Source organism: Mesorhizobium sp. M0139 (assembly GCF_040322455.1).
Lineage (GTDB): Bacteria > Pseudomonadota > Alphaproteobacteria > Rhizobiales > Rhizobiaceae > Mesorhizobium.
In genome coordinates this window covers 212,119-236,918 of sequence record NZ_JAMYTN010000003.1, presented here as the reverse complement: position 1 = coordinate 236,918, position 24,800 = coordinate 212,119, and the positions used below count along the sequence as shown (strand labels likewise).

At 63.7% G+C, this 24,800-nt stretch carries 22 protein-coding genes; 4 read left to right on the top strand and 18 right to left on the bottom strand.

The features are described from left to right. Window positions 1–106: 106 nt before the first annotated feature. Complete coding sequence (locus NKJ58_RS06130) at window positions 107–1,243, top strand: vWA domain-containing protein (protein ID WP_352518734.1); 1,137 nt, start codon at window positions 107–109, stop codon at window positions 1,241–1,243. Then, entirely contained in the window at window positions 1,243–2,130 is an 888-nt protein-coding gene (locus NKJ58_RS06125) for an amidohydrolase family protein (protein ID WP_352518788.1), read from the top strand. The genes NKJ58_RS06130 and NKJ58_RS06125 overlap by 1 nt, the downstream gene beginning before the upstream one ends. A 45-nt stretch (window positions 2,131–2,175) precedes the next feature. On the opposite strand, the gene NKJ58_RS06120 is transcribed toward NKJ58_RS06125, so the two are convergent. The 7 genes from NKJ58_RS06120 to NKJ58_RS06090 form a co-directional block, all read right to left on the bottom strand. Beyond that, window positions 2,176–2,583 carry a carboxymuconolactone decarboxylase family protein gene (locus NKJ58_RS06120; RefSeq protein WP_023699677.1) on the bottom strand — a complete coding sequence of 136 codons (408 nt, stop codon included), beginning with the start codon at window positions 2,581–2,583 and terminating at the stop codon, window positions 2,176–2,178. 248 nt (window positions 2,584–2,831) lie between these two features. Next, window positions 2,832–4,328, bottom strand: a complete 1,497-nt coding sequence (locus NKJ58_RS06115) for a sugar ABC transporter ATP-binding protein (RefSeq protein ID WP_352852870.1) — start codon at window positions 4,326–4,328, stop codon at window positions 2,832–2,834. Further along, a complete protein-coding gene (locus NKJ58_RS06110) occupies window positions 4,328–5,371 on the bottom strand; it encodes an SMP-30/gluconolactonase/LRE family protein (RefSeq protein ID WP_023696217.1) in 1,044 nt (347 codons plus the stop codon). Before NKJ58_RS06110 ends, NKJ58_RS06115 begins: the two co-directional genes overlap by 1 nt. Beyond that, the gene (locus tag NKJ58_RS06105; RefSeq protein WP_352518736.1) at window positions 5,368–7,491 is read right to left on the bottom strand and encodes an ABC transporter permease; all 2,124 of its coding nucleotides are present in this window, start codon (window positions 7,489–7,491) and stop codon (window positions 5,368–5,370) included. The genes NKJ58_RS06110 and NKJ58_RS06105 overlap by 4 nt, the downstream gene beginning before the upstream one ends. Before the next feature lie 79 nt (window positions 7,492–7,570). Next, window positions 7,571–8,596: a sugar ABC transporter substrate-binding protein gene (locus NKJ58_RS06100; protein ID WP_023668177.1), complete on the bottom strand. Its 1,026-nt coding sequence runs from the start codon at window positions 8,594–8,596 to the stop codon at window positions 7,571–7,573. 59 nt (window positions 8,597–8,655) lie between these two features. Next, the gene (locus NKJ58_RS06095) at window positions 8,656–9,642 is read right to left on the bottom strand and encodes an ABC transporter permease (protein WP_352518737.1); all 987 of its coding nucleotides are present in this window, start codon (window positions 9,640–9,642) and stop codon (window positions 8,656–8,658) included. A gap of 272 nt (window positions 9,643–9,914) precedes the next feature. After that, entirely contained in the window at window positions 9,915–11,348 is a 1,434-nt protein-coding gene (locus NKJ58_RS06090) for a DHA2 family efflux MFS transporter permease subunit (RefSeq protein ID WP_023696221.1), read from the bottom strand. A 109-nt stretch (window positions 11,349–11,457) separates the two neighbouring features. Between NKJ58_RS06090 and NKJ58_RS06085 the strand changes: the two genes are divergently transcribed. Next, window positions 11,458–12,459: an ornithine cyclodeaminase family protein gene (locus tag NKJ58_RS06085; protein WP_023829197.1), complete on the top strand. Its 1,002-nt coding sequence runs from the start codon at window positions 11,458–11,460 to the stop codon at window positions 12,457–12,459. Beyond that, window positions 12,456–13,964, top strand: a complete 1,509-nt coding sequence (locus NKJ58_RS06080) for an HAL/PAL/TAL family ammonia-lyase (protein ID WP_023815628.1) — start codon at window positions 12,456–12,458, stop codon at window positions 13,962–13,964. Before NKJ58_RS06085 ends, NKJ58_RS06080 begins: the two co-directional genes overlap by 4 nt. On the opposite strand, the gene NKJ58_RS06075 is transcribed toward NKJ58_RS06080, so the two are convergent. The 11 genes from NKJ58_RS06075 to NKJ58_RS06025 all read right to left on the bottom strand — a co-directional run bounded on the left by NKJ58_RS06075 (window position 13,965) and on the right by NKJ58_RS06025 (window position 24,746). After that, a complete protein-coding gene (locus tag NKJ58_RS06075) occupies window positions 13,965–14,768 on the bottom strand; it encodes a 3-methyl-2-oxobutanoate hydroxymethyltransferase (protein ID WP_023725437.1) in 804 nt (267 codons plus the stop codon). It abuts the gene before it with no gap. A gap of 85 nt (window positions 14,769–14,853) precedes the next feature. Further along, the gene (locus NKJ58_RS06070; protein WP_352852869.1) at window positions 14,854–15,948 is read right to left on the bottom strand and encodes a fatty acid desaturase family protein; all 1,095 of its coding nucleotides are present in this window, start codon (window positions 15,946–15,948) and stop codon (window positions 14,854–14,856) included. A gap of 16 nt (window positions 15,949–15,964) precedes the next feature. Further along, entirely contained in the window at window positions 15,965–16,879 is a 915-nt protein-coding gene (locus NKJ58_RS06065; protein WP_352852868.1) for a sugar phosphate isomerase/epimerase family protein, read from the bottom strand. A gap of 54 nt (window positions 16,880–16,933) precedes the next feature. After that, complete coding sequence (locus NKJ58_RS06060; RefSeq protein WP_023712102.1) at window positions 16,934–18,022, bottom strand: Gfo/Idh/MocA family protein; 1,089 nt, start codon at window positions 18,020–18,022, stop codon at window positions 16,934–16,936. Window positions 18,023–18,125: 103 nt separating this feature from the next. Next, on the bottom strand, window positions 18,126–19,193 hold the full coding sequence (locus NKJ58_RS06055; RefSeq protein ID WP_023712103.1) for an ABC transporter ATP-binding protein: 1,068 nt from the start codon (window positions 19,191–19,193) through the stop codon (window positions 18,126–18,128). After that, the gene (locus NKJ58_RS06050) at window positions 19,193–19,981 is read right to left on the bottom strand and encodes an ABC transporter permease (protein ID WP_023712104.1); all 789 of its coding nucleotides are present in this window, start codon (window positions 19,979–19,981) and stop codon (window positions 19,193–19,195) included. Before NKJ58_RS06050 ends, NKJ58_RS06055 begins: the two co-directional genes overlap by 1 nt. Further along, window positions 19,981–20,850, bottom strand: a complete 870-nt coding sequence (locus NKJ58_RS06045; protein WP_023712105.1) for an ABC transporter permease — start codon at window positions 20,848–20,850, stop codon at window positions 19,981–19,983. The genes NKJ58_RS06050 and NKJ58_RS06045 overlap by 1 nt, the downstream gene beginning before the upstream one ends. 66 nt (window positions 20,851–20,916) lie before the next feature. Beyond that, window positions 20,917–21,978: an ABC transporter substrate-binding protein gene (locus NKJ58_RS06040; RefSeq protein WP_023687931.1), complete on the bottom strand. Its 1,062-nt coding sequence runs from the start codon at window positions 21,976–21,978 to the stop codon at window positions 20,917–20,919. A gap of 33 nt (window positions 21,979–22,011) precedes the next feature. Continuing rightward, window positions 22,012–22,986 (bottom strand): PfkB family carbohydrate kinase, encoded by a 975-nt coding sequence (locus NKJ58_RS06035; protein WP_352852867.1) that lies wholly within the window; start codon window positions 22,984–22,986, stop codon window positions 22,012–22,014. Next, on the bottom strand, window positions 22,983–24,017 hold the full coding sequence (locus tag NKJ58_RS06030; RefSeq protein WP_352668180.1) for an ADP-ribosylglycohydrolase family protein: 1,035 nt from the start codon (window positions 24,015–24,017) through the stop codon (window positions 22,983–22,985). Before NKJ58_RS06030 ends, NKJ58_RS06035 begins: the two co-directional genes overlap by 4 nt. A gap of 3 nt (window positions 24,018–24,020) precedes the next feature. Continuing rightward, a complete protein-coding gene (locus NKJ58_RS06025; protein ID WP_352852866.1) occupies window positions 24,021–24,746 on the bottom strand; it encodes a GntR family transcriptional regulator in 726 nt (241 codons plus the stop codon). Between the last annotated feature and the right edge of the window lie 54 nt (window positions 24,747–24,800).

The window sequence follows — 24,800 nt, the reverse complement described above, 5'->3', positions numbered from 1 at the left end:
GGCTTTCGCCAATCTCCAGAGTTGCAGACCTGAGCAAGGCGCCGAAGCCGCCAATCTCCCCCCTTGAGGGGGAGATGTCCGGCAGGACAGAGGGGGGCGCGAAGGAATGATGCGTCAGGGAACCCTTCCTCTCGCCTCCGCGCCCTTCCTCGACTTCGCCCGGCTGCTGCGCCGCCACGCCTTTGCCGTCGCCCCCGAGCAGGTCTCCAGCTTCATGCAGGCGGTCACCCTGCTCGGCCCGCGCTCGATGGCCGACATCCGCGAGGCGGCGCTCGCAACGCTTGCCCCCCCGCCCGATCGCCGCGGCGAGTTCGAGGCGCATTTTCGCAATCACTTCCATGGCGATGGCCAACCTTCCGTCGAAGGCGAAGAAGACGAGGAAACCCGCATCAAGGACGATGGCGGCACGCGCCAGGAGGAGAAACAGACCACGCGCCAGGAGAAAGGCGGCGAGCTGTCGTCGGCAATCGAACAGCTCAGCAGCCGCGATTTCCTCCGCGACGACGATGGCCTTGGGCCCTTCCGCCGCAAGCTCGCTTCAGCCCTGCCCGCCCGCCGCTCATTCCGCACCGTGCGCACCCATTCGCGCGGCAAGCTCGACCTGCGCCGCTCGCTCAGGGAAATCGTCAGCGCCGATGGCGATATCCCCTCGCCGCAGCTCCGCCGCCGCCAGACGGTGCCGCGCAAACTGCTGATCCTCATCGACGTCTCCGGCTCGATGAAGCTGCACACATCGGATTATCTCAAATTGGCGCACGCCGCCGTACAAGGTGCTGACCGTGCCGAAATCTTCACCTTCGGCACGCAGCTCACCCGAATCACGTCCGCACTGCGTATCCGCGATCGCGACCAGGCTCTCGCCCGAGCGGCGGCACTCGTAGACGACTGGGACGGCGGCACGCGCATGGGACCGACCCTGCTCGCCTTCCTCTCTGTGCCGCGGTTCTCGGCCTTCACGCGCGGTGCCGCTGTGATCATCCTGTCGGACGCGCTGGAGCGCGGCGACCATGCCGATCTCGAGACCGCGATACGCCGCCTGAGCGCCCGCGCCTTTCGCCTGTCGCTGGCCACACCGCTGGCCGGTGACCCGCGTTTCCTTCCCGCCACGGCAGCACTCCGCGCCATCCTGCCTGATCTCGACGATCTCATCGACGGCTCGTCGCCCGGGAGCCTCACCGATTTCATCCTGTCGCTCGCCCGCCCTGCCCCGGCGGCGTCGGCAATCTGGAAAAGGGTATCGTGATGCAGAAAGCCATCGACGCGCATTTCCACATCTGGCGCCAGCAGGATCAGCCCTGGCTGGTCGGCCCGATGGTGCCGCGCATTTTTGGCCCCTACGAGCCGATCCGCCGCGACTATCCGATCGAGGAATTTCTCGCCGATCAGCAAGGCGCAGGTGTCGAGAAGGCCGTCTATGTCCAGACCAACTGGGCCAAGGAGGATTTCGAAAAAGAAGTCGCCTTCCTGCAGAAGACTGCCGACGAGACCGGCTGGCCGCACGCTATCGTCGGCTATACCGATATGACTGTCGACGATGTCCGGCCCCAGATCGATCGATTGAAAAAGTACCCGCTGCTGCGCGGCGTGCGCATGCAGCTGCATTGGCACGAGACGCCGGCCTTCCGCTTCGCTGCCTCGGCCGATCAGGTCATCGACCCCAAGGTGCGGGCCAATGTCGCGCGGCTTAACGACTATGGCCTGTCCTTCGACCTGCAGCTTTTCCCTGCCCAGATGAAGGACGGGCTGACGCTGGTCGGCGAGAACCCGCAGATCAACTTCATCCTCACCCATGCCGGCATGCTGACCGGCATGGAGCCGGAAACCACCGAGGCCTGGAAAGCCGGCCTGAGTACGCTATCAACAGCGCCGAACTTCTACGCCAAGCTGTCGGGCCTCGGCACCTTCGCCCACCGCAACGATCCGGCGTTGATTGCCTACATCGTCGACAATGCCATTGACATTCTGGGCGCTGACCACCTGATGTTCGGCTCCAACTTCCCGATAGAGAAGCTCTGGACCAGCCACGCCGAACTGATCAAGGCGCACCGTGCAGCCGTGGCGAAGCACGGTCCGGTGGCGGAAGCGGATATCTTTTGGAATACAGCAGAGAAGGTTTACAGACCGGCATAGCGCACGCTTTCCCTTCTCCCACAGGGGAGAAGCGAAAGCCGCCCCTCACTTCACTTCAAACTCAGGATCGACCGGAATCTGCATCGCAGTCACCAGATGGTTGGTCTGCCCGGCCAGTCCGATGATCGACACCAGTTCGCCATGCTGCGCATCGGTCAAGCCTTTGGCGCGGGCGGCTGCCGTATGCGAATGGACGCAATAGGAGCAGCCATTGGCGGTTGACACCGCGATATAGATCATTTCCTTGGTCAGCGGGTCGATGGCGCTCTCCGTGGCCATCACCACCTTCACCTGTTCCCATGTCCGTTTCAGCAAGGCCGGATCGTTGGCCAGCCCGCGCCAGAAATTGTTGACGAAGTCCGACTTGCGCGTCGCGCGGATGTCGTCGAACACAGCCTTCGCAACCGGGATTTTTTCGACCTCGGCATCGCTGAGGAGTTTTGTGGCGGCCATGGCGTTTCCTTTCGTTGAATCGGTGGATCAGGTGGTTGAATCAGGTTTCGAGCAAGGGCGGCTAACCGGCTATTCCGATTCAGTTTTTGATGCTGACAGAACCATGGCGATTGGCCGAAGCATCTCAGCTTCGTCATTCACGGGCGAAGCAGGCGCGAAGCGCCGTCGCGGAGACCCGAGGATGACGAAGGCGCTGAGGCCTTCGCCAATTGGTGACGTATGCGCACCGTCAAACACCGACCGGCAACCTAGTGCACTGCCGCATACATGATCTTCTCCTCCGTCGCCTCCGCCGGCGAGAACTCCTCCACGATGCGCCCCTGTCGGCACACCAGAATCCGATCCGACAGGTTCATGATTTCCGGCAGGTAGGACGAGATCACCACCACCGCCAGCCCCTCATCGGCCAGCCGGTTGATGATCTGGTGGATCTCGGCGATGGCGCCGACATCGACGCCGCGCGTCGGCTCGTCGAAGATGACGATGCGCGGCTGCTGCACCAGCCCCTTGCCGATCACCACCTTCTGCTGGTTGCCACCGGAAAGCTCGACCACGCGGGCGTTGTCGTTTATCGCCTTGATGTTCAGCGTCTTCGTCCATTCTGCGGAAAGCGTGCGCATCTCCTGCTGGTTGGTCACCCAGGCCTTTTCGCGGCCCGCCGCCAGGAGCCCGCCGAACAAATTCTCGGCAATGCCCATCGTCTCGAAAATGCCCTCGCTTTTGCGGTCCTCGGAGACGTAGACGATGCCGTCGGCGACCGCTTCGCTCGGCACGAGATAGCGTACCGGCCGGTCGTCCAGCTCGATGGCGCCGCCGCGCAGGAAATCGCGCTTGTAGATGCCCGACACGATCTTGAAGGTCTCGGTGCGGCCCGAGCCGATCAGCCCGAACACGCCGGTGATCTGTCCCTGAAAGATCGAGAAGGAGGTGTTGCGCACGACATTGCTCATCGAAATGTCCTGCACCGACAGCACCTTCTTGCCGGCCTTGCGCAGCTTCGCCTCGTCGCGCTGGCGGTAGATCTGTCCCGACAAAGTGCGCCCTACCATGGCGGCGACGATCTTGTCGCGATCGAAGGCCGATGTGTCGTCGGTTATGACCAACTCGCCATCGCGCAGGATTGTGATGCGGTCGGCGATCATTAGCGCCTCTTCCAATGCATGGCTGATGAAGACGATCGAGACGCCGTTCGCCTTCAGCCGCCGGATCAGTGCGAAAAAGTGCCGCTTCTCCTCCGGCGTCAGCGTCGCCGTCGGCTCGTCGAAGATGATAATCTCGGCATTGTGGTGAACGGCGCGCGCGATCTCGACCATCTGACGCTTGGCCGCGCCGAGCGTTGCCACCATGGCGTTCGGGTCGACCGGGAAGTTCAGCGATTGCAAAAACTGTTGCGCCGAAATGTAGGTGCCGCGCAGCCGGTTGAGAAACTTTTCGGTGCCGAGATAGAGGTTCTGCGCCACTGTCATCGACGGCACCAGGCTGGTCTCCTGGAACACCATGGCGATGCCGGCCTCGAGCGCCGCATGCGGCGAGGCGTAGGCGATCTCGCGGCCTTTGTGGAACATCTTGCCGGAAGTGGCGTCGACGACGCCGGCAATGATCTTGGTCAGTGTCGATTTTCCGGCGCCATTCTCGCCGAGCAGCGCGTGGATTTCGCCCTTGCGCAGTTCGAAGCTGACTTGTCTGACCGCGGGCACGCCGCGATAGTTCTTGGTGACATTTTCCAGGCGCACGATCGGTTCCATCAGAAACCTCCCGCGTCGAGCACGCAATCGCCGCCCCTGGAGGCGATGAATAGAAGTCCGTCCTTCTCCGCCACGCTGCAAATGCCGTGGCGCGTGCCGTCGGCGCGGCTGTGCAGGCTGAATTGCGGCTGCATGGTCCGGTCGAGCTTCACCACCAGCCCGTAGGAGCGGCTCGGCGACCAGGGCTTGTGGATGCCCATGGTGCGGATGCCGCCACATTGCAGCGGTTCGAGGAAGCTGCGGTTGGAGGCCAGCGCCGGCGCGATCCAATAGGCCGGCGGCACTTGGTCGATCATGTCGCGCCGGTAATGCGTTTCCTGCAGCACGAATTCGATCAGCCGGTTGCGCGGCGCGAACAGGGCCAGCCACGCGCCGCCATCGCCGGCCGGCGCAAGGCGCGCGGGATAGCCGGGCAGATGCGTCAGCACGGTCGAGCGGCTACCGGTTGCACCATCGAAGCGAACGAGCTGGTGACGCCAGCTTTCGCTGACCAGCACATCTCGCCCCGTGGGATGGAGCCCATAGGGAAAGGCGATCTCGCCGGCCACTTTGCGGAACCCGCCGCCGGCTGCGTCCCGCCTCCAAAGCGATCCGGACGCGCCCTTCTTCATCAGGTCGGCGGCCCATAGCGACGGCGCATGCTCAGCCGAGCCATTGGCCAGCCACAACGTGTCGTCCTCGGCATAGGCAAGCGCGGTGATGCAGCTGACGCCAGACGGCAGCGAAACCTCCTTGCCGGCGACCAGCAGCTTGCCGCTCTCAAGTCCGACCGTCAGTTCTCCCGACAGTGATAGAGCCAGCGCAGTGATGGGGGAAGGAAAGGTCTCGACAACCTTCGGCTCCACTTCTGCGGCAAGCGAATAGATGGCGTTGCCGCTGGAAGCGAGCAGCCGGCCATCGGCAACCAGCAGATTGTCGGGTTCGATCAGTCCGGCAAAAACCGGCGCATCATCGAGCCGCGTGTTGGGCCGGAAGGCGCCGTCGAGCGGCGGGATGGTGACGGCCTTGCCGCGAAACATGTCCAAGATGGGATCGAGGATCATGGCTGCGTTCCCCAATAAGAAGCGGAGCTGGTCCAGGTCGGGTCCGCGCCCGCAATCTTGTAGCGGCCGATGCGGTTGTTGAGGATGCCGCCGACGAATAGGAAACCCTTGTGCTCGCGCATCGAGGTGACCATCGGATGCGCGCCGCCGGTGAGGTCGCCCATCGCCTCGATAATGCCGCCCTTGTCGTTGAATTTCACCACGCCGCCGGTGTTGATGTTGGGGAACAGCCACTCGTCCTGCGGCAGCCGGCGCGTCATGCGCTTGCGCATATCGGGATGGCGCAGCGACAGGTCGAAGCTCGGCGTGCGCATGCCGAGCCATGCCATCCAGTAATTGCCGTCGGAGGCGCGGTTGATGTTGTCGGGATAGCCCGGCATGTCGCGGATGACGCATTCGGCGGCGCCCGCCTTCGGCCCTTCCAGCCAGTAGCGATGCACGCGGCAGGCCCAGCTCTCAGCGAAGAACAGCGACTTGCCGTCATGCGCCATGCACACACCGTTGGTGTAGCGGTAGCCGTCGAGCAGTGTCTTCGTCGAACCGTCCTTCGGGTCATAGACCAGCAGCCGGCCGGTGGCGCGGTTCTCGATCGAGTCCAGTGCCCAATCGTGGGCGTCATAGCGCTTGGTGGAGTCAGTGAAATAGATGCGCCCGTCCGGCGCGATGTCGCAATCATTGGGGTCGCGCAGCCGCGCATCGTCGACGATCGAGGTCCAGGAGCGCGACGTCTCGGCCGACAGGCGCTTCACTTCCCGATCCGGCGAGACGGAATAGAGCCCCATGGCGCCGACGCAGCTGATCAGATTGCCCGATTTGTCGAAGGCCAGGCCCAGCGGAAAGCCGCCGATGTGGGCAAACACCTCCGATTTCACATAGTCCGGCGCGAAGAAGCGGACGATCTCGCCATGGCGCGTGCCGCAATAGAGGTGATCGTCGCGGTCGAGGATGACGTCTTCCGGCCCTTCCAACTCGCCGAGCCCGATATGGTCGGCCGCCGACAGCCGGTTGTCGAGCGCGTAGGGCGTGCCTGAGCCCGGCACCGCAGACTGTGTCTCGCCCATCTTGAGATAGACCGGCGCGACATAGACTTCGTTGAGCACCTTATGGCGGTTCTTCAGCCAGCGAATGTCGATCGTCACCGCCACCGCCAGCATGATGCCCAGCACCATCTGGTTGGTGCCGGTGCCATAGCCCAGCCGGATCAGCCCGTTGGTCATGGTCAGCACGATGATGGCGCCCATCAGCCCCTTGATGACCGAGCCGCGGCCACCACCCAGGCTGACGCCGCCGACCACCGCCGCCGTCAGCGCCATGATCTCAAGGTTGAGGCCGGTGCCCGGCCCTGCCCCACTCAGGCGGCAAGCGATCAGGAAGCCGCCGATCGAGGCGCAGAAGCCGGAAAAGACATAGGTCATGAACACGGTGCGGCGCACGCGAATGCCGGCATTGTGCGCCGAGCGCCTGGATCCGCCGACCGCCAGCACATGCCAGCCCGGCCGTGAGCGCGTCAGCGCGATATGGGTGACGATGGCAAGAATGATCGCCAGCCACACCGAGACCGAAAGCCCCCAGAAGGTGCTGTCGCCGATGAAGTCGAGCACATCGGATGTCGCCTGGGAAAGCTGCACGTCTGCGGCATAGGTGGTGACGAGAATATCGAACAGCGCCCGGCCAAAAATGAAGGTGACCAGCGTAGTCAGAAAGGCGCGCAGCCTGAGATAGCCGACGAGGTAGCCGTTGACGGCGCCGAAGATGAGGCCGGTGGCGAGCGATGCCGCCACCGCCAGCCAGATAGACTGTTCGAGAATGAAGAAGACATAGACGGCGGAGAAGCAGGACAGCGCGAAGATCGAACCGACGGACAGATCGATGCCGCCGCCCAGCATCACCACCGTCATGCCGGTGACCACCATCGAGAACTCGCCGAGCTGGCGGGTCGATTCCTGTAGCGAGGTCAGCTTGAAGAAGCCGGGAATGATCGAGCCGAACACGCTGAGCGTCGCCACCAGCGCCAGGAACGGAATGGCGTTGTCGGTCCAGCGTTTTGTCAGGATTTCGCCGACCAGATGGTCGGGCACGAGATTGTAGCGCCAGGACTGGAGGCGTTCGCGAAAGGACATCGGCGGCTGCTATTCCATGAGGGAACGAGGTGACCGGATTGTCCAGCCACCTCGTTTATTTCAGTCGAAAAAGCGCGGCTTACTTCGCCGCCGCTTCGGCCTGCAGCGCCTTCAGGTCCCAGCAGCTGTCGGGCTTGAGGTCGGCCTTGGTCGTAGCCTTCTCCAGTGTGTAGATGTAGGTGTGCGACGTGCCGGCCGGCTGGCCGCTCTGCAGCAGGAACTTGATGATAGCGTTCATGTCGCCGGACTGGCGAGCCAGATCGGTCATCACCACGGCGCCGTAAGTTCCGTCCTGCAATTTGTCGCAATCGGCCGCCTTCTCGCCGCCGCCGGTGGTGACCAAAAAGACCTTGCCGTCGAGCTTGGCGTCGCGGATGGCGGCGGATGCGCCGGTGGCGTCGCCATCCCAGAAGTCGATGATCGAGCAGATGTCGGGGTTCTGCTGCAGCATTGTCGTCGTCACGTTGCGCGACGTCGTCGGATCCCAGTTGGAGTCGGGCTTGGCCACGACTTTGAAGTCGGGGTGCTTCTCCAGCACCTTCATGATGCCGGCATACTGGTAGAGACTGGACGAGTTGGCCTGATCACCCTGCACAAGGCCGATCTTCTTCGACGAATTCTCGCCGCAGCCCTTGATCGCCGCTTCGGCCTCGAGTTGGCCGAGCCGGTCCCAGTCACTGCCGACAAAGGCGTCGGCCGGGAAGTTGGCGGGATTGTCGACCAGTATGACGTAGGTTCCGGCAGCCTGCGCCTTCTTCATCAGCTTGGAATAGGAGTTGAGATCCGGCGCATGGATGATCAGCACGTCCGGCCTTGTGTCGGACGAGATCGCGTCGGTGATCGCCTGTGCGCCGGCATCGACGACCCAGTTCGGATCGCGTGTTTCGAAGGTGCCGCCCCAGGCCTCGACTTCCGTCTTCAGATAGTGCGACCAGCCCTGCGCAAGGTCGAAGCCCATCGCCAGCGGCACCAGCATGACGCGCTTGCCCTTGAGCGCCTGCGCGTATGCGGCCGGGCCCGGATCGTCGGCGGCGAAGGTCGGCGCGACGAAGGCGGTAGCGGCCAGCGCCGTGGCGGCCGCCATCAGTGTTCTGATCAGTTTCATGTCACATCCTCTGTTTTTCACTTATTGCCGGCCGGTCCGCATGACCCGTCGGGTACCCCTTAGATGTCGCCCTGCTGCGCGGTCTGTTCGTCGCGCGGATTGATGATGCCGTCGACGATGATGGCTCCGAGCAGGATCGCCGCCTTGATCAGGTTTTGATAGAGCAGCGGAATGTCGATGATGGTCATCGCGTTCGACAGGATGCCGATAAGTGCAGCGCCCACCAGCACATTGCGCACTCCGCCCCGCCCGCCGGACAGGCCGATGCCGCCGATCACCACCACCAGCACGATGTCATAGAGCAGCGTCGAGTTGACGACGCGGGTGTTGATCGAGTGCAGGCTCGACGCCGTCAGCAGGCCGGCGATCAGCGCGACGAAGGCCGAAACCACATAACGCAGCACCAGCATTGGCCGCACCGGAATGCCGATGTTGCGCGCGGCGACCGGATTGTCGCCGGCGAAATAGATGTAGCGGCCCCATTTGGTGTAGCGCAGGAACAGGAAGAACAGGAAGGCGAGCCCGGCGAAGACGAACACTTCGATCGGAATGTCGAGGAAACGCAGGCCGCCGAGCAACTCCACCCAATGGCCCTGAGGCACCGGCACCGCATCCTGCGTGATCAGTTGCGAGCGGACATAGCCGAAGACGAAGGAGCCGGTCGCCAGCGTCACGAAGATCGCCGGCACGTCGGCATAGGCGACGAGAAAACCGTTGAGCAGGCCGATGGCGAGCACGCCTGCCAGCACATAGGCGAAGGCGAGCCCATCAGGCGTTCCGGCGTTGAGCAATTGCAGATACCAGGCGACCGACATCGCCATGATCGCCACCGCCGACAGGTCGATGCCCCTGCCGATTATGACGACCGCCATGCCGAGCGCCAAAATGCCCAGCACCGACACCGAGCGGACGATGGCAACGAGATTGTTGGCAGCGATGAAACCAGGCAGCCCAATGGCAGCGGCGACGAACAGCACCACGGCGATGGCAAAGACAATGCCTTCCTGATTCAGGCTCCTGACATTTGGCCAGCCAATCGTGTTCATGTCTGCATTCGCCCCGATGGCAGCTCTGCCACCCCTTCCGAAGAAAGCTAATCGGCTCGGCGCCGCTTCGTCAAATGAATCCGCGCTCGGAACACCCGTTGGCAGTGATAATCTTCCAGTGGACGCACCGATTGCTAGAACTGGCGCAATCCTAGGAAAAGGCTGCGCTTTTGGCATTTGGTTGCACCATTGCGCGTATGCGCGAAGGTGCCGTTCTGAGGCGAAAGCACAAGGCGGAATTAATTGCCGCCTGAGCGGCGAAAATCGCGAATTCAGGTCCTGGACGTGTGGCCTGAAACTTCGGCGCCTGCACCGGGCGGCAGCACGAGGAACCGCAACGCCGCCGCCAGCCCGATGGCGCCGATGACCAGGAAGGCGATGCGAAAATCGACGAGGTCGAGCGCCGGCCGGTGCCTGACGATCTGCGACAGGTTCAGAATGGCAGCCGCCACCGCTACGCCGAACAGCATCGACATCTGCTGCAGCATGGACGACAAAGTTGCCGCCGAGCTGCGCTGCGCCGCATCGATATCGGCGAAGGCCAGAGTATTCAGCGCTGTGAACTGCATCGAGCGCGTCAGGCCGGCGATCAGCATCAGCGCTACCACCAGCGCCTGCGGCGTCTCCGGCGAGATCGCCGCGCAGGCCATGATCGAGGCCGAGGCGATCAGGCCGTTGACGACCATGACCGTGCGAAAACCAAAGCGCCGCAGCGTCGGCGTCGTCACCGTCTTCATGCCGAGATTGCCGAGGAAGTAGGCCAGGATCATCAAGCCGGCATCGACCGGCGAAAGGCCAAAGCCGACCTGAAACAGCAGCGGCAAAAGGAACGGCGTGGCGTTGATCGCCACGCGAAAAATGGTGCCGGCGGCAAGCGTCGAGATGGCGAAGGTCTGCACCCTGAACGCGCTGAGATCGAGCAGCGGATGCGGCGCGCGCCGGAGATGCCGCACCGCCAGCCAGCCGATGACGATGCCGGCGGCAATCAGCAGCACGGCGGGCAAAGCGCCGTCTTCCGGATGTGCGATGCGCTCAAGGCCGTAGAGCAGCAGCGCGAGCCCCAGCGACGTGAGGAAAAACCCCGGCCAATCCAGCGGCTTGGGATCGGCCGCGCGGTCGCCCGGAATGAAGCGCGCGACCAGCGCCAGCCCGACCAGCCCAAGCGGGATGTTGATGAAGAAATTCCAGTGCCAGGAGAGATAGGTTGTGATGAAGCCGCCAAGCACCGGCCCGACCACGGGCGCAAACAACGCCGGCCAGGTGATCAGCGCCGTGGCGTTGAGCAGCTCCGACTTCGACGCATTGCGCAGCACCAGAATGCGCCCGACCGGCGTCATCAGCGCGCTGCCCAGGCCTTGCACGACACGGGCGGCAACGAACTGAGGCAGATTTTGCGAGAAGCCGCAGGCCAGCGAGGCCAGCGTGAACAGCACAATCGCCAGCAGGAAGATGTTGCGCGCGCCGAAGCGGTCGGCAAGCCAGCCCGACAGCGGCACGAACACCGCCATGGTCAGCATGTAGGCGGTGATGCCGATGCTCATCGCCACCGCCGTCACGCCGAAGGATTGTCCCATCTGCGGCAGCGAGGTCGAGATGATCGTCGAATCCAGCAGCTGCATGAAAAACGCGATGGCAACGATCAACGCCACGCGCCGCGCATTGCTGGCGGTTGCGGCGGAGGCCTCGGTGTCGGGAACGGCAGTCATAGCGAACCGCGTTGAACAGCATATGGCTGGCCCCGTCCAGAGCTTATCCAACAAACTTCCGTGTCGGCTCGCAGCCTGTTATGGATGGGCGGGCGGCCAAGGACATTGCATGAAGCCTATCTATATCGACTACCTCAATGCCCTAGATATCGAAGCCCTGGAGATGACCGACGGCGAAATCATTGCCGCTGTCGAAGCCGGGCTTATCGCGCAAGGCAATGGCCAGACGGTGATCGAGCCGCGCGTCCATCTTGAACCCGACCCTTCCTTCCATGGCCATTTCAACGTTCTGCGCGGCTACGTTGCGCCGCTCGATACGGCGGGCGTGAAAATCGTCGGCGACTATGTCGACAATTATCTGCACGGGCTCCCTTCAGAATTTGGCATTCTAAACCTGTTCGATCCGCGCACCGGCACGCCGCGCGCCATTCTCGACGCCACCGTCATCACCGACATGCGCACCGGCGCCGTCACCGCTATCGGCGCCAAACATCTGGCGCGCAAGAACTCCAAGGTGCTGGCCCATATCGGCGCACGTGGCACCGCCTATTGGAATGTCCGCCTGCTCGACCATCTCTTCGACTTCGACGAGATCCGCGTTCATTCGCGCCGCCCGAAAAGCCGCGACGGCTTCGCTGCCAAACTCTCGGCCGATCTCGGCAAGAAAGTTACCGCGGTTGCCGACTGGGAGAGCTGCGTCAAGGGCGCCGACATCGTCGTCGAGGCCTCGCGGCTGCCGGAGCCGCAGCCGCTGCTCAAGACCGAATGGATCAAGCCCGGTGCGCTGGTCGTGCCCTATGGTACGATGAGCGCGGTGGAGCTGTCATTGACCGACATCATGCAGAAAATGGTCGTCGACGACTGGGGCCAGTGCAAAGGCGGCAAGTTCGGCTCGCTGCGCGCCCATGTCGAGACCGGGCGGCTGGGCGAAGCGACGCTGCACGCCGAGCTCGGCCAGATCGCTGCCGGTCTCAAGCCGGGACGCCAGAGCGACGACGAGACGATCCTGTTCTGGCATCGCGGCCTGTCGCTGTCCGACATTGCGCTGGGCAAGGCGATGCTGGCCAAGGCTGCTGATAAAGGCATCGGCCAGAGGCTGCGCTTCGCATGAGCGCGCTCGTCCTCACCGGCGCCGGCGTCAGCGTCGAGGACGTTGCGCAGGTCGCCCGCGGCGGCCGCAAGGTCGAGGTTGAACCGACAGTCATCGAGAGGCTCGACAAAGCGCGAAAAGTGCTCGATCAGGTCGCCGCGTCCGGTCAGCAAATCTATGGGCTCAACACCGGGCTCGGCGCCAATCTCGGCACATCGGTCGAGGGCGATGCCAGCGCCTTCCAGCGCCAGTTGCTGGAAGGGCGAAGCGGCGCTGTCGGCGAACCGTTGCCCCAAGAGGCGGTGCGGGCGACCATGCTTGCGCGCGCAGCGATGCTGGCAGTCGGCGGCTCCGGCATTTCGCCGGCGGCTTTCACCGCCCTTGTCGATGCGCTCAATGCAGGCGTGCATCCGGTAATGCCGCAGTTGGGCTCGATCGGCGCCGGCGATCTCGTGCTGATGGCGGCGCTCGCCCGTCTGCTGACCGGCGACGGCGAAGCTGACTATCAGGGTCGGCGCATGCCGGCGGCCAAGGCGTTGATGATGGCGCGGTTGGCTCCGATCAGCCTGGCGCCGAAAGACGGCCTGTCGCTGATCAACGCCTCGGCGGTATCAGCCGGCACTGGCGCGTTGGTACTGGCCGACGCGCTGTCGGCCTTTGCGCAACAGCAGCAGGCCGGCGCGCTGACCATGGAAGGGTTTGGCGCCAACCGCACCATCCTCGATCCGCGCCTGCATCTGGCGCGGCCGGCAGCCTGCCAGCAACTCGCGGCCAAGGGCCTGCGCGACCTGCTTGCCCGTGACGAGGAGCCGGCGCCGACCACCTTGCAGGACCCGTTGTCGATCCGCTGCATGCCGTCGATCCATGGTGCATTGATCCAGGCGATCGATCAGGCGCGGCTGGCGCTGGAGATCGAACTCAATGCCGCCGCCGACAATCCGCTGGTGCTGGGCGATGACGGGCTGGTTCTGTCGACCGGCAATTTCCACACCGCATCGCTGGCGCTTGCCTTCGAGACGCTCGGCCTGGCGATCGCGCAATGTGCCGCGGCAAGCGTTGCCCGCTTCATCCAGCTCGCCGGCTCCGGCCGCAACGGCCTGCCAAAATATTTGTCACCGGTCGGCGGCGCCTCGGCCGGTTTCGTGCCGCTGCAAAAGACCGCAACGGCAATCCTGGCCGGCATCCGCCACAAGGCCAATCCGGTGATGCTGGATTTCCTGGCCGTGTCCGAAGGCGTAGAGGACCACGCCACGCAGACGCCGCTTGCCGTGTCGAAATGCGCCGGGATGATCGCGCTGTGGCGACGGCTGATCGCCTTCGAACTGATGGCCGCCGCACAGGCCGTGGACCTGCGCGACGGTCTCAAGCTGGCGCCCGGCACAGCAGCGGTCCATACCGCGGTGCGCGCGCATGTAGCGATGCTCAGGGAGGACCGGCCGCTGGGAACGGATGCCGAGGTGCTCCATGCCATGCTCGCTGACGGAACATGGCAAGGTGCAGCGATGATCGGCAAGGAGGCCGAGTAGTCAGCCCTTTGCGTCCACCCGTTTCATGAACAGGCTGAGCTCGGCCGGATCCATGCGCACGACATGCCTGTCTTCCGGATAGGCGCCGCTATCGACGTCGGCAACGTACTCGGAAAACGCCGCGACGCGTTCGGCCTGCAGGCGATCGTACTCGGCGGCGAAGTTGCGGTAGACCTTGGAATGGCGCGGCATGTGGCCCCGGTTCTGGCCAAGAATATCGTCGGCGAACAGATACTGCGCGTCGCAGCCGGTGCCGGCACCCATCGACAGCATGATCAGCGAGGTCCGTTCTGAGATCGCCTTCGCCACCTCGACCGGCACCACTTCGATCTCGGCGCCAAGCGCTCCAACGGCCTCATACTGCTTGACCGCCTCAAAAATCTGCATGGCGGTGTCGGCGGTCTTGCCGACGGCCTTGAAGCCGCCGGTCCAGGTGGCGCGGGACGGAATGAGGCCGACATGGCCGATCACGGGGATCGCGTCGTCGGCGAGCCGCTTCACGGTGGCGAAACCGGCGCTGCAATAAACGGCGTCGGCTCCGGCCTTGTAGAGCCGGAACGCCCAGCGCAGGAAATCGTCCGCCGTGCCGATTTCATAGAAGTTCTCGCCCGGCATGGTGAACAGGCTGGGCGCCGCATCGCGATACTCAGGGTTGAGCACCAGCTCGGGCGGCACCGAGACGATATCGACCCCTGCCCGCTCGGCAGCCTCGGCCTCGTCCATGGTCAGGACGCGCAGCATGGTCAGCTGGCGCTTGCCCTTCATGGCGCGCAGATCGGCGACGGTCGGTCTCTTTCGGCTCATCGGGATGTCCCTGTTTGCTGGTTGATTTTCCCGGTCACCTTACCGGCCCCGTAACAGGTCGGATAGAAGGCGGGTGGTTTATCCGCTACTCGGCCGCCGACGACATATCGAGCTCGTGAAATTCACCGCGATAGGGCCGCGCCGTCGGCGGCAATTCGCGCTTGAGGAAATAATCCTCGTACCGCAGCTGCTTCAGCAGCACCGGCCAGACCTCGCGATAGGCATGCCACATGGACGGGTTCGCCGCCGGCAGGTCGTGCTTGACCAGCTCGTGCAGCCTCGGCAGCGCATGGTAGGGCACCATCGGAAACATGTGATGCTCGACGTGGTAATTCATGTTCCAGTAGATGAAGCGGCTGACCGGGTTCATGTAGACGGTGCGCGTGTTCAGCCGGTGGTCGACGACATTGTCGGCCAACCCGATATGCTGGAGCAGGCCGGTCAGAACCATGTGCCAGCTGCCATAAAGACGCGGCAGGCCGATCAGCACCAGCGGCAGCCATGAACCCAGCGCGATCGCGAGGGCGATCGTCGCAACGTACACGGCGACATGCCAGCGCGCCGCCGTGATGGCCTTGCCCTGTTCGGTCTCAGGAATGTAGCTCTTTTCGTCGTCCGACAGCTTGCCCAAGGCCTGGCGCGCCAGGATCGGCAGCGAATAACGGAAATCGAGAATGCCGGTGAAGGCAAGCGCCGCCTTGACCAGATTTGGCGGCCGCATTACCGCGATCTCGGCGTCACGGCCGACGATGATCGTGTCGGTGTGATGCCGCGCATGGCTCCAGCGCCATTGCACCGGATTGCGCACCACCATGAAGCTGGCGATTTCGTAGATCGCATCGTTCATCCAGCGTGTGCGGAAGGCGGTGCCATGGCCGCATTCGTGCCAGCGCGAATCGCTCGACGATCCATAGAGCACGCCATACACGAGCAGGAACGGCACCACCCACCACGTGCCCCAGAACCACACGATGCCGGCGGCCGAGCCCAGGATGGCTGCGATCCAGATCACTGTATCGCGGATCGCCGGCCCGTCGGAGCGCTGCATCATTTCCTTCATTGCCTTGCGCGGCACGTCGGTGTGATACCACTCGGCCGAGGCCAGCCCGGTCTCGATCGCCCGGCGGGTGCTTTCGCCGACCAGGCCGTAATCGCGCTTTGTCTTGGCCGCCGTCGCCATCACCGTCTCGCCTACCTCAAAGCCCGTTGGCGCGGAACTTCCCGTCGAGAAATGTTTTCGCCCGCGGCACGTCGTCCTCGGTCAGATGCTCGATGATAACAGGGATGTTCGGGTGCTTCTCACTGAGCCGCTGCAGATAGAGATCGTAATTCAGCGATCCCAGCCCGGGCGCCGGCAGCTCGATCTCGCCGACGCCGCGGAACGTGTGGCTCTCCATAGCATCCTCGTCGCCGATGTCGGCATGCTTTTCCGACTTGTCGCTGCCCGAACGCTTGACGTCCTTGGCATGCGCGATCTTGATCTTGTCGGTCAGCGTGTCGAACACCTGGTTCAGCACCTGGTCCATGCGGTCGATATTGTGCGCCTCGAAATAATTGGTCGGATCCATCAGCAGGCCGAGGCCCGGATGGTCGACCTGCGCGAACATTTTGACCGTCTCCTCGACCGAACCGACGACATTGTTGACATAGGTTTCGAGCAGGAACACCGCGCCATGGTCGTAAGCCGTCTGGGCAAGATCCGAGATCACCTTGCGGCATTCCTCGAAGCCTTCCTCGGTCTTGTTTTTGGGATGATGCACCCAGTCGGATTCGGTGTTGTAGGTGCCGGTCTCCGAGATCACGTAGGGCGAGCCGAAGTCGCGCGCATTGCGGATGATTTCCTTGAGATAGCCGACGCGCTTCTCGCGCTCGGATTTGTCGGGATGGATGATGTTGGTGTAGCCCGAGATGCAGCAGACCGGCAGATTGTGGTCGCGAAACGTGTCGCGCACTGTCCTCGCCTTGTCCCCGGTGATCTGCCCGGCCGTGAGATCGACATCCCTGAAATGCATGTCGAGCTGCACTGTGTTGAAGCCGAGTGCACGGATGCGGCGGGCGGCCTCCGCCAGCTCATAGGGGAAATAGCCGGTGAAGATACCTGCCTGCATCATGATGTGAACTCCTCCCGGTAAGCGATTCAGCCGCCACACTATTCGGCGGCATGTTCAGTCGATCGATATCTCGGACAGTTTGACGGTGCGGCCTTGCGCCATCGAGCGGTAGCCCGCCTCGACCAGTGCCATTGTCTTGACGTTATCGGCGACGGAGAGCGCCGGCGGCGCGCCTGTCTTCACCGCATGCTGCAATTGCTCCATCACGCCGATGAAGGCATGCGGGAACCACATCGTGTCCCAGCTCGGGCTGACCCATTCGCCGCCGGTCGTCTTGGTCGACGCATAGGTCAGCGTCGAGGCCACGCCTTTCGGCCAGCCGATCGTGCCTTTGGCGACACCCTTGGTGCCGTCGACGCGCCAGTTGATGTGCTGGTCGTCCTCATAGCCCTCCTGGCGCGGTCCGGACCAGACATCCTCCAGCGACACGGCGAGCACGCCGGAGGGAAAGCGCAGCGTCGAGACGGTGATGCCGTCTGAATGGTCGAATGTCGTGCGCGGATCCTTGCGCGTCAGCGTGGTGATTTCCGAGGGATCGCCGAACAGGAAGCGCAGCACGTCCAGATGATGCACGCTCATATTGGCGAGCGTCAGCCGGTCGTAGTCCTGAAGGAAAGTCTGCCAGTGCGGGATCGCATGCATGTCGATCTGCGCAAAGACAATGTCGCCCAGCGCGCCGCTGTCGATGATCTGCTTCAGGACGCGCATCGACTGGTCGTAGCGCATGTTCTGGTTGACCGAGAGGATCTTGCCTGACTTGGCTGCCTCGTCGCGCAGCTTCACGGCTTCATCGACCGACAGCGCCAGTGGCTTCTGCGCCAGGATCGCCTTGATGTGAGGCTGCTTCAGCGCATGGCGGATCAGCGCCGGCTGCTGGTCGGGCGGAAAGGCAAGGTCGACGATCTCGACCTCAGAATCCTCGATCAGCTGTTCCGGTGTGTCGTGGACGGTCGCAATGCTCCAGCGCTTCGCCACCTTCTCGGCGCTGGTCTTGGTGCGCGAGGCGATGGCGACGACTGGGAAACCGGCCTGCGCATAGGCGGCAAGATGGCATTCGGCCATGATCATGCCGGCGCCGATGCAACCGATCCGGTATTCGCTGGTGCGAACCCTCACATCCGGCTCGAAACCCTGGCCTGCCATCCATTCCTCCCTTGGACGACAGGATATAACGCCATGGCCGGCCCATCAGCCAAGGTCCGCTCCATCAATTCCCATCAGAACCATGCCGGGGTGACGGTGCGAACTAGTTTGCGGCAATCAGCACGGTGCTTTCCGGCGACCAGCTGAGCATTACATTCTGGCCCTCGGCCAGCCGGTCACTGCCGGTATTCTGGACGATGACTTTCAACGTCTGGCCGGCACGCTCGACGAAATAGGTGCTGTTGTTGCCGGCGAAAATGCGCTTGGAGATCTGGCCCTTCAGAGCGTTGGCATTGGCCGCATCCGCAACCCCGGCATCGGTGGCGATGCGAATGCGTTCGGGACGCACGGCGCAGCTGGCCTTCGTACCGGCGGCAAGCCGATCACCCACCCCGGCGGCGATCGCCGTGCCGTCAGGCAGCCGGATGCCGTTGCCGGTCGCATCGCCGCGAAAAATGTTTGCGTCGCCAAGGAAGGTGGCGGCGAATTCGCTCTTCGGCCGGTCGTAGATTTCCTCCGGCGGCCCTTCCTGCACGAGCCTGCCGTCCCGCAATATGCCGATGCGGTCGCTCATCGTCAGCGCCTCTTCCTGGTCGTGGGTGACGAAGATGGTGGTGATGCCGATCTCGCGCTGGATGCGCTTCAGCTCGATCTGCATGTCGACGCGCAGCGCCTTGTCGAGCGCGCCGAGCGGCTCGTCGAGCAACAGCACGCGCGGCTTGGTGACGATGGCGCGCGCCAGCGCCACACGCTGGCGTTGGCCGCCGGAGAGCTGGTGCGGCCGGCGCTCGCCGAGCTTGCCGAGCTGAACCAGATCGAGCGCGCGCTGCACTTCGGTGGCGATCGTCGCTTTCGTTTCGCCGCGCACCGACAGGCCGAAGGCGACATTATCGGCGACGCTCATATTGGGAAACAGCGCATAGTTCTGGAACACCATGCCGATGCGCCGCTTTTCGACCGGCACCCGTTCGACGCTCTCGCCGCCAATGGCGATGCGGCCGGAGTCGGGAAAGTCGAAGCCGGCGATTTGCCTGAGCAGCGTGGTCTTGCCGCTGCCCGAGGGGCCAAGCAGCCCATAGAAACCGCCATCGGCGAAATCGATGGAGACGTGGTCCAGCGCCTTGTGCGCGCCAAAACTGCGGGAGACGTTCGATACCTGCACGCCGGCCATTATTTCTCTCCGCCGAATTTGAAGAAGCGCGCCGTGAACAGCATCAGCGCCATCGACACGACAATGATGATGGTCGAGACCGCGTTGATCTCGGGCGTGAACCCCTTGCGGATCGCGGCGTAGATTTCCACCGGCAGCGTCGTCTGCCCCGGCGTCGCCAGGAAGTAGGAGACGACAAACTGGTCGAACGACACGGCAAATGCGAACAAGCCGCCGGCAATGACGCCGGGCATGATCCACGGCAGCGTCACACGCGCGGTCACCTGCCACTGGTTGGCGCCGAGCGAGCGCGCCGCCTCTTCCAGCTCCGGTGCAAAAGTCTGCAGCCGGGCCGAGACGACGACGATGACATAGGGCAGCGCCAGCGCCACATGGCCGAGCAGGATGGCTAACAGGCCGCGGCCAATGCCGACGCCGAAGAAGAAGATCAGCATCGCCGTGCCGGTGATCAGCCACGGAATGGCGATCGGCGGAAACAGCAGCGCCTGCAGCACTTTCTTGCCGCGGAAGTCGTAGCGGAAGAGCGCCAGCGAAGCGGCCGAGCCAAGCACCACTGAGATGAGCGTGGTGATGACCGCGATCTCGAGGCTGTTCCAGGTCGCCGCGATCAGCTGGTCGTTCTGCCAGAGCGAGGCATACCATTCCGTCGTCCATTCGAACGGCAATTGGTAGAAGGGCGAGACGTTGAACGACATCAGCGCCATGATGATGATCGGCAGATAGAGGAAGACGAGCAGCAGTCCGATGTAGAAGCGGCCTAGTCCTTCGATTATGCGGGTCGTCATCATCAAGCAGCCCTCCGCAGCACCGGCGAGGCAACCGCCAGGATCACCAGCACCACCGCCAGCAGGATGAAGGAAAGCGCCGCCCCCAGCGGCCAGTTGAAGACGGCGACGAACTGGTCCTCGATCACCGTGCCATAGAACGTGCCGGTGCGGCCGCCGAGAATGCGCGGCTCCATGAACGAGCCGACGACCGGCACGAAGATCAGTGCCGCACCTGCCACCAGGCCGGGCATAGACAGCGGGATGATCACCCGCTTCAGCACCTGCAGCCGCGAGGCGCCCAGCGAACGTCCGGCCTCGATCAGCGAGTCGTCGATGGCCTGCAAAGTGAGGTAACAGGTCAGCACCATGTAGGGCACGTAGGAGTGCACCAGGCCGATGATGACTGCGGGGTAGGAATACATCAGGTCGATGTTGATATTGAACGGCAGCACGGCGTTGAGCGCCGTGTCGAGGATGCCGCCCTCGCGCAGCACCATCGCCCAGGAGAAGATGCGCACCAGCCCGTTCGACCAGAACGGCAGGATGACCAGCAGGAAGATCGCCTCGCGGCTGCGCCCCTTCAGCACCTTGGCCAACACATAGGCTGCGGGATAACCGATGACGACGCACCACAAAGTCACTTCGAGGCCGAGCCGCAGCGAAGCGAGCAGCAGCGTCAGGTACAGGCTCTGCGAGAAGAAGGCGGCGTAATTGCCAAGGGTCAAGGCCCACGGCTTTCCCGACAGCGGCAGGTCGGTCATGAAGGAGAAGAACACCATGGCCGAGAGCGGCAGGAAGATCGCCACCGTCAGCCAGAGATAGGCCGGCGCCAGCAGCGGCAGGGCCGATCTCAGCCCGCTGCGCGACGCGACCGCACCCTGTACCGCCATGATACCCTCCTCCCCAGGATTGAAGGGCCAGCCGGCGCCAACCGCCGGCTGGTCCGGACGTGAGCGTTACTTCACGTCGACTTTGAGCTGCTGCCACAGCGCCAGATAGGCCTCGCGCTGCGCGTCGGTGATCGGCGCCTGGAACTGGATGCGCTTGGCCACCTCGGGATCGCCCATCACCTTGCGGTTGAAGGAGTCTTCAGGCAGCGCTTCCACCGCCTTGGTGTTGGCCGACACCGGAGCGCCGACCTTGGTGACCCATTCGACATAGAATTTCGGATCGATCATCCAGTTGATGAAGGCCTGCGCACCTTCGACATTCTTCGAGCCCACCGGGATCGAGAACGCGTCGAGCCAGGCGACGGCGCCTTCCTGCGGAACGACCAGCGAGACCGGCAGCTTGAAATGCGTCTTGGCACGGTCGGCCGAGCCGCTCCAATAGGTGCCGATGTCGATCTGGTTGGAGGCGACCATCTGGTTCCAGTCGTTCTCCGAACTCCAGAACGTCTTGATCTGCGGCATCAGCGAGGTCAGCTTCGCCTTGACCGCTTCCATATCCTTGATGTCGTTGATATTCTGACCGGTGGCGATGGCGCCGAACTGCACCGCTTCGACAGCGTCGTCGCGAATGACGACCCGGCCCTTATGCGCTGGGTCCCACATTTCGGCGATCGAGGTCGGCGGCTTGTCGAAGGACTTTTCGTTGATTGCCAGCGCCGTCAGGCCCCACACCCACGGCACGCCATAGACCTTGCCGTCATGGTCGAGCATCGGTGATTGCGCCTTGTCCTTGCTGATGTCGGCATAGTTCGGCAGCTTCGAGACATCGATCGGCTGGATCAGCTTTTCCGCCATCGCCTGATCGTTGAAGGCGGCGTTGATCATGACCACGTCATAGAGGCCCGGATTGGTGCGGATCTTGGTCAGCATTTCCTGTTCGGAATTGAAGAAGTCGTTGACGACCTTGTTGCCGGTCGCCTTTTCGAAGGCTTCGATCGCCCACGGCTCGTCGGCGCCGTAGCCCTTCCAGTTGAGCACATGCACTTCGGCGGCACTGGCGGCCAGCGTGAGCGCGGAGGTGATGACGGCGGTCGCCGTCAGCAGGGCAGTCAGTCTTGGCATGCGCATGTTCGTTCCTCTCTTGTTTGCCCGCTTGGCGGGTCAGGCTGTCTGATGGGCCTTCTGGTTCTGGCCCGGCTCGCCCGTGGCGGCCTGGCTCAGGAAAGTCTGGATCTCGCTGTCGGTCGGCGCCGATGAGCCGCCATGGCGGGTGACGGAAAGTGCTGCCGCCGCATTGGCATAGCGCGCCGCCTCGAAGGGATGCACGCCGCGCGAGAGTGCACTGACGAAACCGCCGATATGGGTGTCGCCGGCGCCATTGGTGTCGATGGCATCGACCTTGAAGCCGGCAATGGTCTGCGTCTCGCCATTGACCAACCTCACGAAACAGCCCTTGGCGCCGGCGCGGATAACGACGCCTTCGGCCTTTGGGCAGTGGTCGGCGAGCAGCCGGGCGGCGAGTGCCTCGACATCGCCTTGCCCAGCGATCTCGACCGCTTCCGTCATGTTGCAGCTCAGCCATGTCGTACGGGCAAGCCCCCGCGACAGGATGGGACGCGGGATATCCGCGATGACCGGCGTTGGATCGAAAACGAAGGGAATGTTTTCTGGCAGCGCCTCGATCCAGTCGGTCAGCGCGTTGCGGCTTCCGAGATAGCTCAGCGTGTAGCCCGACGTGAACACCCAATCATCAGACGCGACCACCACGGGCCTCATCATCTCGAGGCTGAGAATGCTCTCCGCACCGGGCCACGACACGAAGGTGCGCTCGGCATCCCCGGAGATCATGGCGACGCAATTGCCGCTGTCCATGACAGGGGATGGCGACGTCAGCGTTATGATGCCTTCGGCCGCAAACGCGGCGCGCAAAAAATCGCCATTCGGTCCGCTGCCGAGCTGGCCGCCGAACACCACCGTCATGCCGGTGCGGCTGGCCGCGACCATCATGTTGAAGCCGCCGCCGGCGACCTGCGCAAAGCTCGACGCGGTCTTCTCGCAGCCCGGCGCCGGCAAGGCGTCGATGCGGTAGACATAGTCGACGACGGCGCTGCCGATATGGACCAGACGCCCACTCATGCCGCGGCATCCTTGCTGGCCTTTGCCGTGCGCGCCGCGACGAGGTCTTCGGCAAGCGAGCGCACCTCCCCCATATCTATGCCGACGAGCCCGGCAATGTGTTGTTGCGGCAGTTGCGAAAAGCCGACGCAGGCGCCGGCCATGCCTGAGGCAATCGCGCCGATCGTGTCGGTGTCGCCGCCGAGATTGGCGCTGATGATTGCCGCTTGCCAGGGATCGCCCTGCGCGACTTCAAGCACGGCGAAAGCTGCCGGCACGGACTCCTGGCTGGCCACACCGGTGCCGACGAGATCGGTGATGAGCCCGATCGCATCCCGCATGGTCTTGCCGCGCACGAGCTCCTGCGCCCAGGCGATACGCGCGGCGATATCGCCACCAGTCACCCAATGTCCGAGCCGGGCGCCTCGCCGCGCGGCTGCTACCGCGCTGTCGGAAGCGGCACGCCAGTCGCCACCGGCGACGCCGTGGCTGGCGGCGGCGGCAACTGCTGCGGCCGAAGCGATGGCGATTGAGGTGTTGTGCGTCGCACGGCAGGTCTCCGCCACCTTGGCGATAAAAGCATCGAACGGTTCCAGCGGCATCATGATGCCGACCGGCGCGATGCGCATGGCCGCGCCATTGGTGTCGCCCCGGATTCCCGCCTCTTCCGCCGGCACGCCGTCATTGATGGCGTCGATGGCGCGCTTGGTCGATGGTCCCAGCAGGTCATAGCTGCCGCGCGCCTTGACCTCGCGCTCCCAGTCGAGCAGTGCGTTCACCCAGCGCGCATGATCGAAGCGGTCGCCGGACTGGACCAGAATGCGGCCGAGCAGCAGCGCCTGTTCGGTATCGTCGGTGATGGTGCCGGCAACGAGCCCCTTCGACACCGGATGATCGGCAAACGGCGCCACGAAATCCTCGACATGGCCGTAGAGTTCGGCAATGCGGGCCGGCGACAGAAGCTGCGTCGGCATGCCCAGCGCATCACCGAGCGCCCCACCGACAAGCGCGCCCATGGCGCGATCGAGCGTGTCGTTGGTTCTGTCCGGCATCGCTCAAAACCTCATATGCAGCGCGAAATGCGCCGGGTTGAGCAGGCTGGTTACATATTCGATCGGCCGGTCGTCGGCCGCACGCGTCAGCCGGCGTCCGCGCAGGAACGGCGTGCCTTGCGGGCAGCCGAGAATGGCGGCGTCTTCGGCATTCAGCATCTCGATGCCGACCCATTCCTCGCCATGGTCTGGGATGAGGCCGGCGCCGCGCAGCGTCTGGTGGAGCGAGCCTTCGCGCAGACCGCGCAGCGGCACGTCCTCCAGTTCGGTCGACAGCGGCAGGCGGCTGCGTTCGATGGAGATCGCATGGCCGTCGCTGGCATTGGTGCGCACCCGGTCGACGGCGATGAAGAACGGGCTTTCGATGCCAAGCAGCGCGGCAAGATCGGCATCCTCGATCACTTCAAGCCGCAGCGTCCGCGTCTCGGCATTGGCGCCGGCATTGGCCAGCGCCCGCGACCAGCCAATGCTGTCATCGACCGGCTTGCCGTCGAAAGTGACGAAGGAGCCGATGCCGACCTTGGTCGTGATCAGCCCACGGCTGGACAACTCCTCGAGGCCCTTGCGGACCGTGTTGCGGCTGACGGAAAAGCGCTGGACGAGTTCGTTCTCGCTTTGCAGGCGGTCGCCGAAGCCAAGCACGCCGGAGCGGATCTCATGTTCGAGAACGGTGGCGATCTGCTCGGGCTTGCCCGTGCCGGGAGAAAGTTGAACCGCGCGCCGCTTCATATGGGTACCTGTTCAGTAAACCTGTATAGTCCTGTTCGATATTGGAGTGGAAGG

What these genes read in the sequence shown, in the direction of transcription:
- NKJ58_RS06055 (WP_023712103.1), bottom strand. Translation starts at nt 19,193, where the DNA reads ATGGCCGGCGTGCAGGTATCGAACGTCTCCCGCAGTTTTGGCGCGCAC.
- NKJ58_RS06050 (WP_023712104.1), bottom strand. Translation starts at nt 19,981, where the DNA reads ATGATGACGACCCGCATAATCGAAGGACTAGGCCGCTTCTACATCGGA.
- NKJ58_RS06095 (WP_352518737.1), bottom strand. Translation starts at nt 9,642, where the DNA reads ATGAACACGATTGGCTGGCCAAATGTCAGGAGCCTGAATCAGGAAGGC.
- NKJ58_RS06030 (WP_352668180.1), bottom strand. Translation starts at nt 24,017, where the DNA reads ATGCCGGACAGAACCAACGACACGCTCGATCGCGCCATGGGCGCGCTT.
- NKJ58_RS06090 (WP_023696221.1), bottom strand. Translation starts at nt 11,348, where the DNA reads ATGACTGCCGTTCCCGACACCGAGGCCTCCGCCGCAACCGCCAGCAAT.
- NKJ58_RS06105 (WP_352518736.1), bottom strand. Translation starts at nt 7,491, where the DNA reads ATGTCCTTTCGCGAACGCCTCCAGTCCTGGCGCTACAATCTCGTGCCC.
- NKJ58_RS06025 (WP_352852866.1), bottom strand. Translation starts at nt 24,746, where the DNA reads ATGAAGCGGCGCGCGGTTCAACTTTCTCCCGGCACGGGCAAGCCCGAG.
- NKJ58_RS06080 (WP_023815628.1), top strand. Translation starts at nt 12,456, where the DNA reads ATGAGCGCGCTCGTCCTCACCGGCGCCGGCGTCAGCGTCGAGGACGTT.
- NKJ58_RS06035 (WP_352852867.1), bottom strand. Translation starts at nt 22,986, where the DNA reads ATGAGTGGGCGTCTGGTCCATATCGGCAGCGCCGTCGTCGACTATGTC.
- NKJ58_RS06110 (WP_023696217.1), bottom strand. Translation starts at nt 5,371, where the DNA reads ATGATCCTCGATCCCATCTTGGACATGTTTCGCGGCAAGGCCGTCACC.
- NKJ58_RS06045 (WP_023712105.1), bottom strand. Translation starts at nt 20,850, where the DNA reads ATGGCGGTACAGGGTGCGGTCGCGTCGCGCAGCGGGCTGAGATCGGCC.
- NKJ58_RS06120 (WP_023699677.1), bottom strand. Translation starts at nt 2,583, where the DNA reads ATGGCCGCCACAAAACTCCTCAGCGATGCCGAGGTCGAAAAAATCCCG.
- NKJ58_RS06065 (WP_352852868.1), bottom strand. Translation starts at nt 16,879, where the DNA reads ATGATGCAGGCAGGTATCTTCACCGGCTATTTCCCCTATGAGCTGGCG.
- NKJ58_RS06085 (WP_023829197.1), top strand. Translation starts at nt 11,458, where the DNA reads ATGAAGCCTATCTATATCGACTACCTCAATGCCCTAGATATCGAAGCC.
- NKJ58_RS06115 (WP_352852870.1), bottom strand. Translation starts at nt 4,328, where the DNA reads ATGGAACCGATCGTGCGCCTGGAAAATGTCACCAAGAACTATCGCGGC.
- NKJ58_RS06125 (WP_352518788.1), top strand. Translation starts at nt 1,243, where the DNA reads ATGCAGAAAGCCATCGACGCGCATTTCCACATCTGGCGCCAGCAGGAT.
- NKJ58_RS06130 (WP_352518734.1), top strand. Translation starts at nt 107, where the DNA reads ATGATGCGTCAGGGAACCCTTCCTCTCGCCTCCGCGCCCTTCCTCGAC.
- NKJ58_RS06060 (WP_023712102.1), bottom strand. Translation starts at nt 18,022, where the DNA reads ATGGCAGGCCAGGGTTTCGAGCCGGATGTGAGGGTTCGCACCAGCGAA.
- NKJ58_RS06100 (WP_023668177.1), bottom strand. Translation starts at nt 8,596, where the DNA reads ATGAAACTGATCAGAACACTGATGGCGGCCGCCACGGCGCTGGCCGCT.
- NKJ58_RS06075 (WP_023725437.1), bottom strand. Translation starts at nt 14,768, where the DNA reads ATGAGCCGAAAGAGACCGACCGTCGCCGATCTGCGCGCCATGAAGGGC.
- NKJ58_RS06070 (WP_352852869.1), bottom strand. Translation starts at nt 15,948, where the DNA reads ATGGCGACGGCGGCCAAGACAAAGCGCGATTACGGCCTGGTCGGCGAA.
- NKJ58_RS06040 (WP_023687931.1), bottom strand. Translation starts at nt 21,978, where the DNA reads ATGCGCATGCCAAGACTGACTGCCCTGCTGACGGCGACCGCCGTCATC.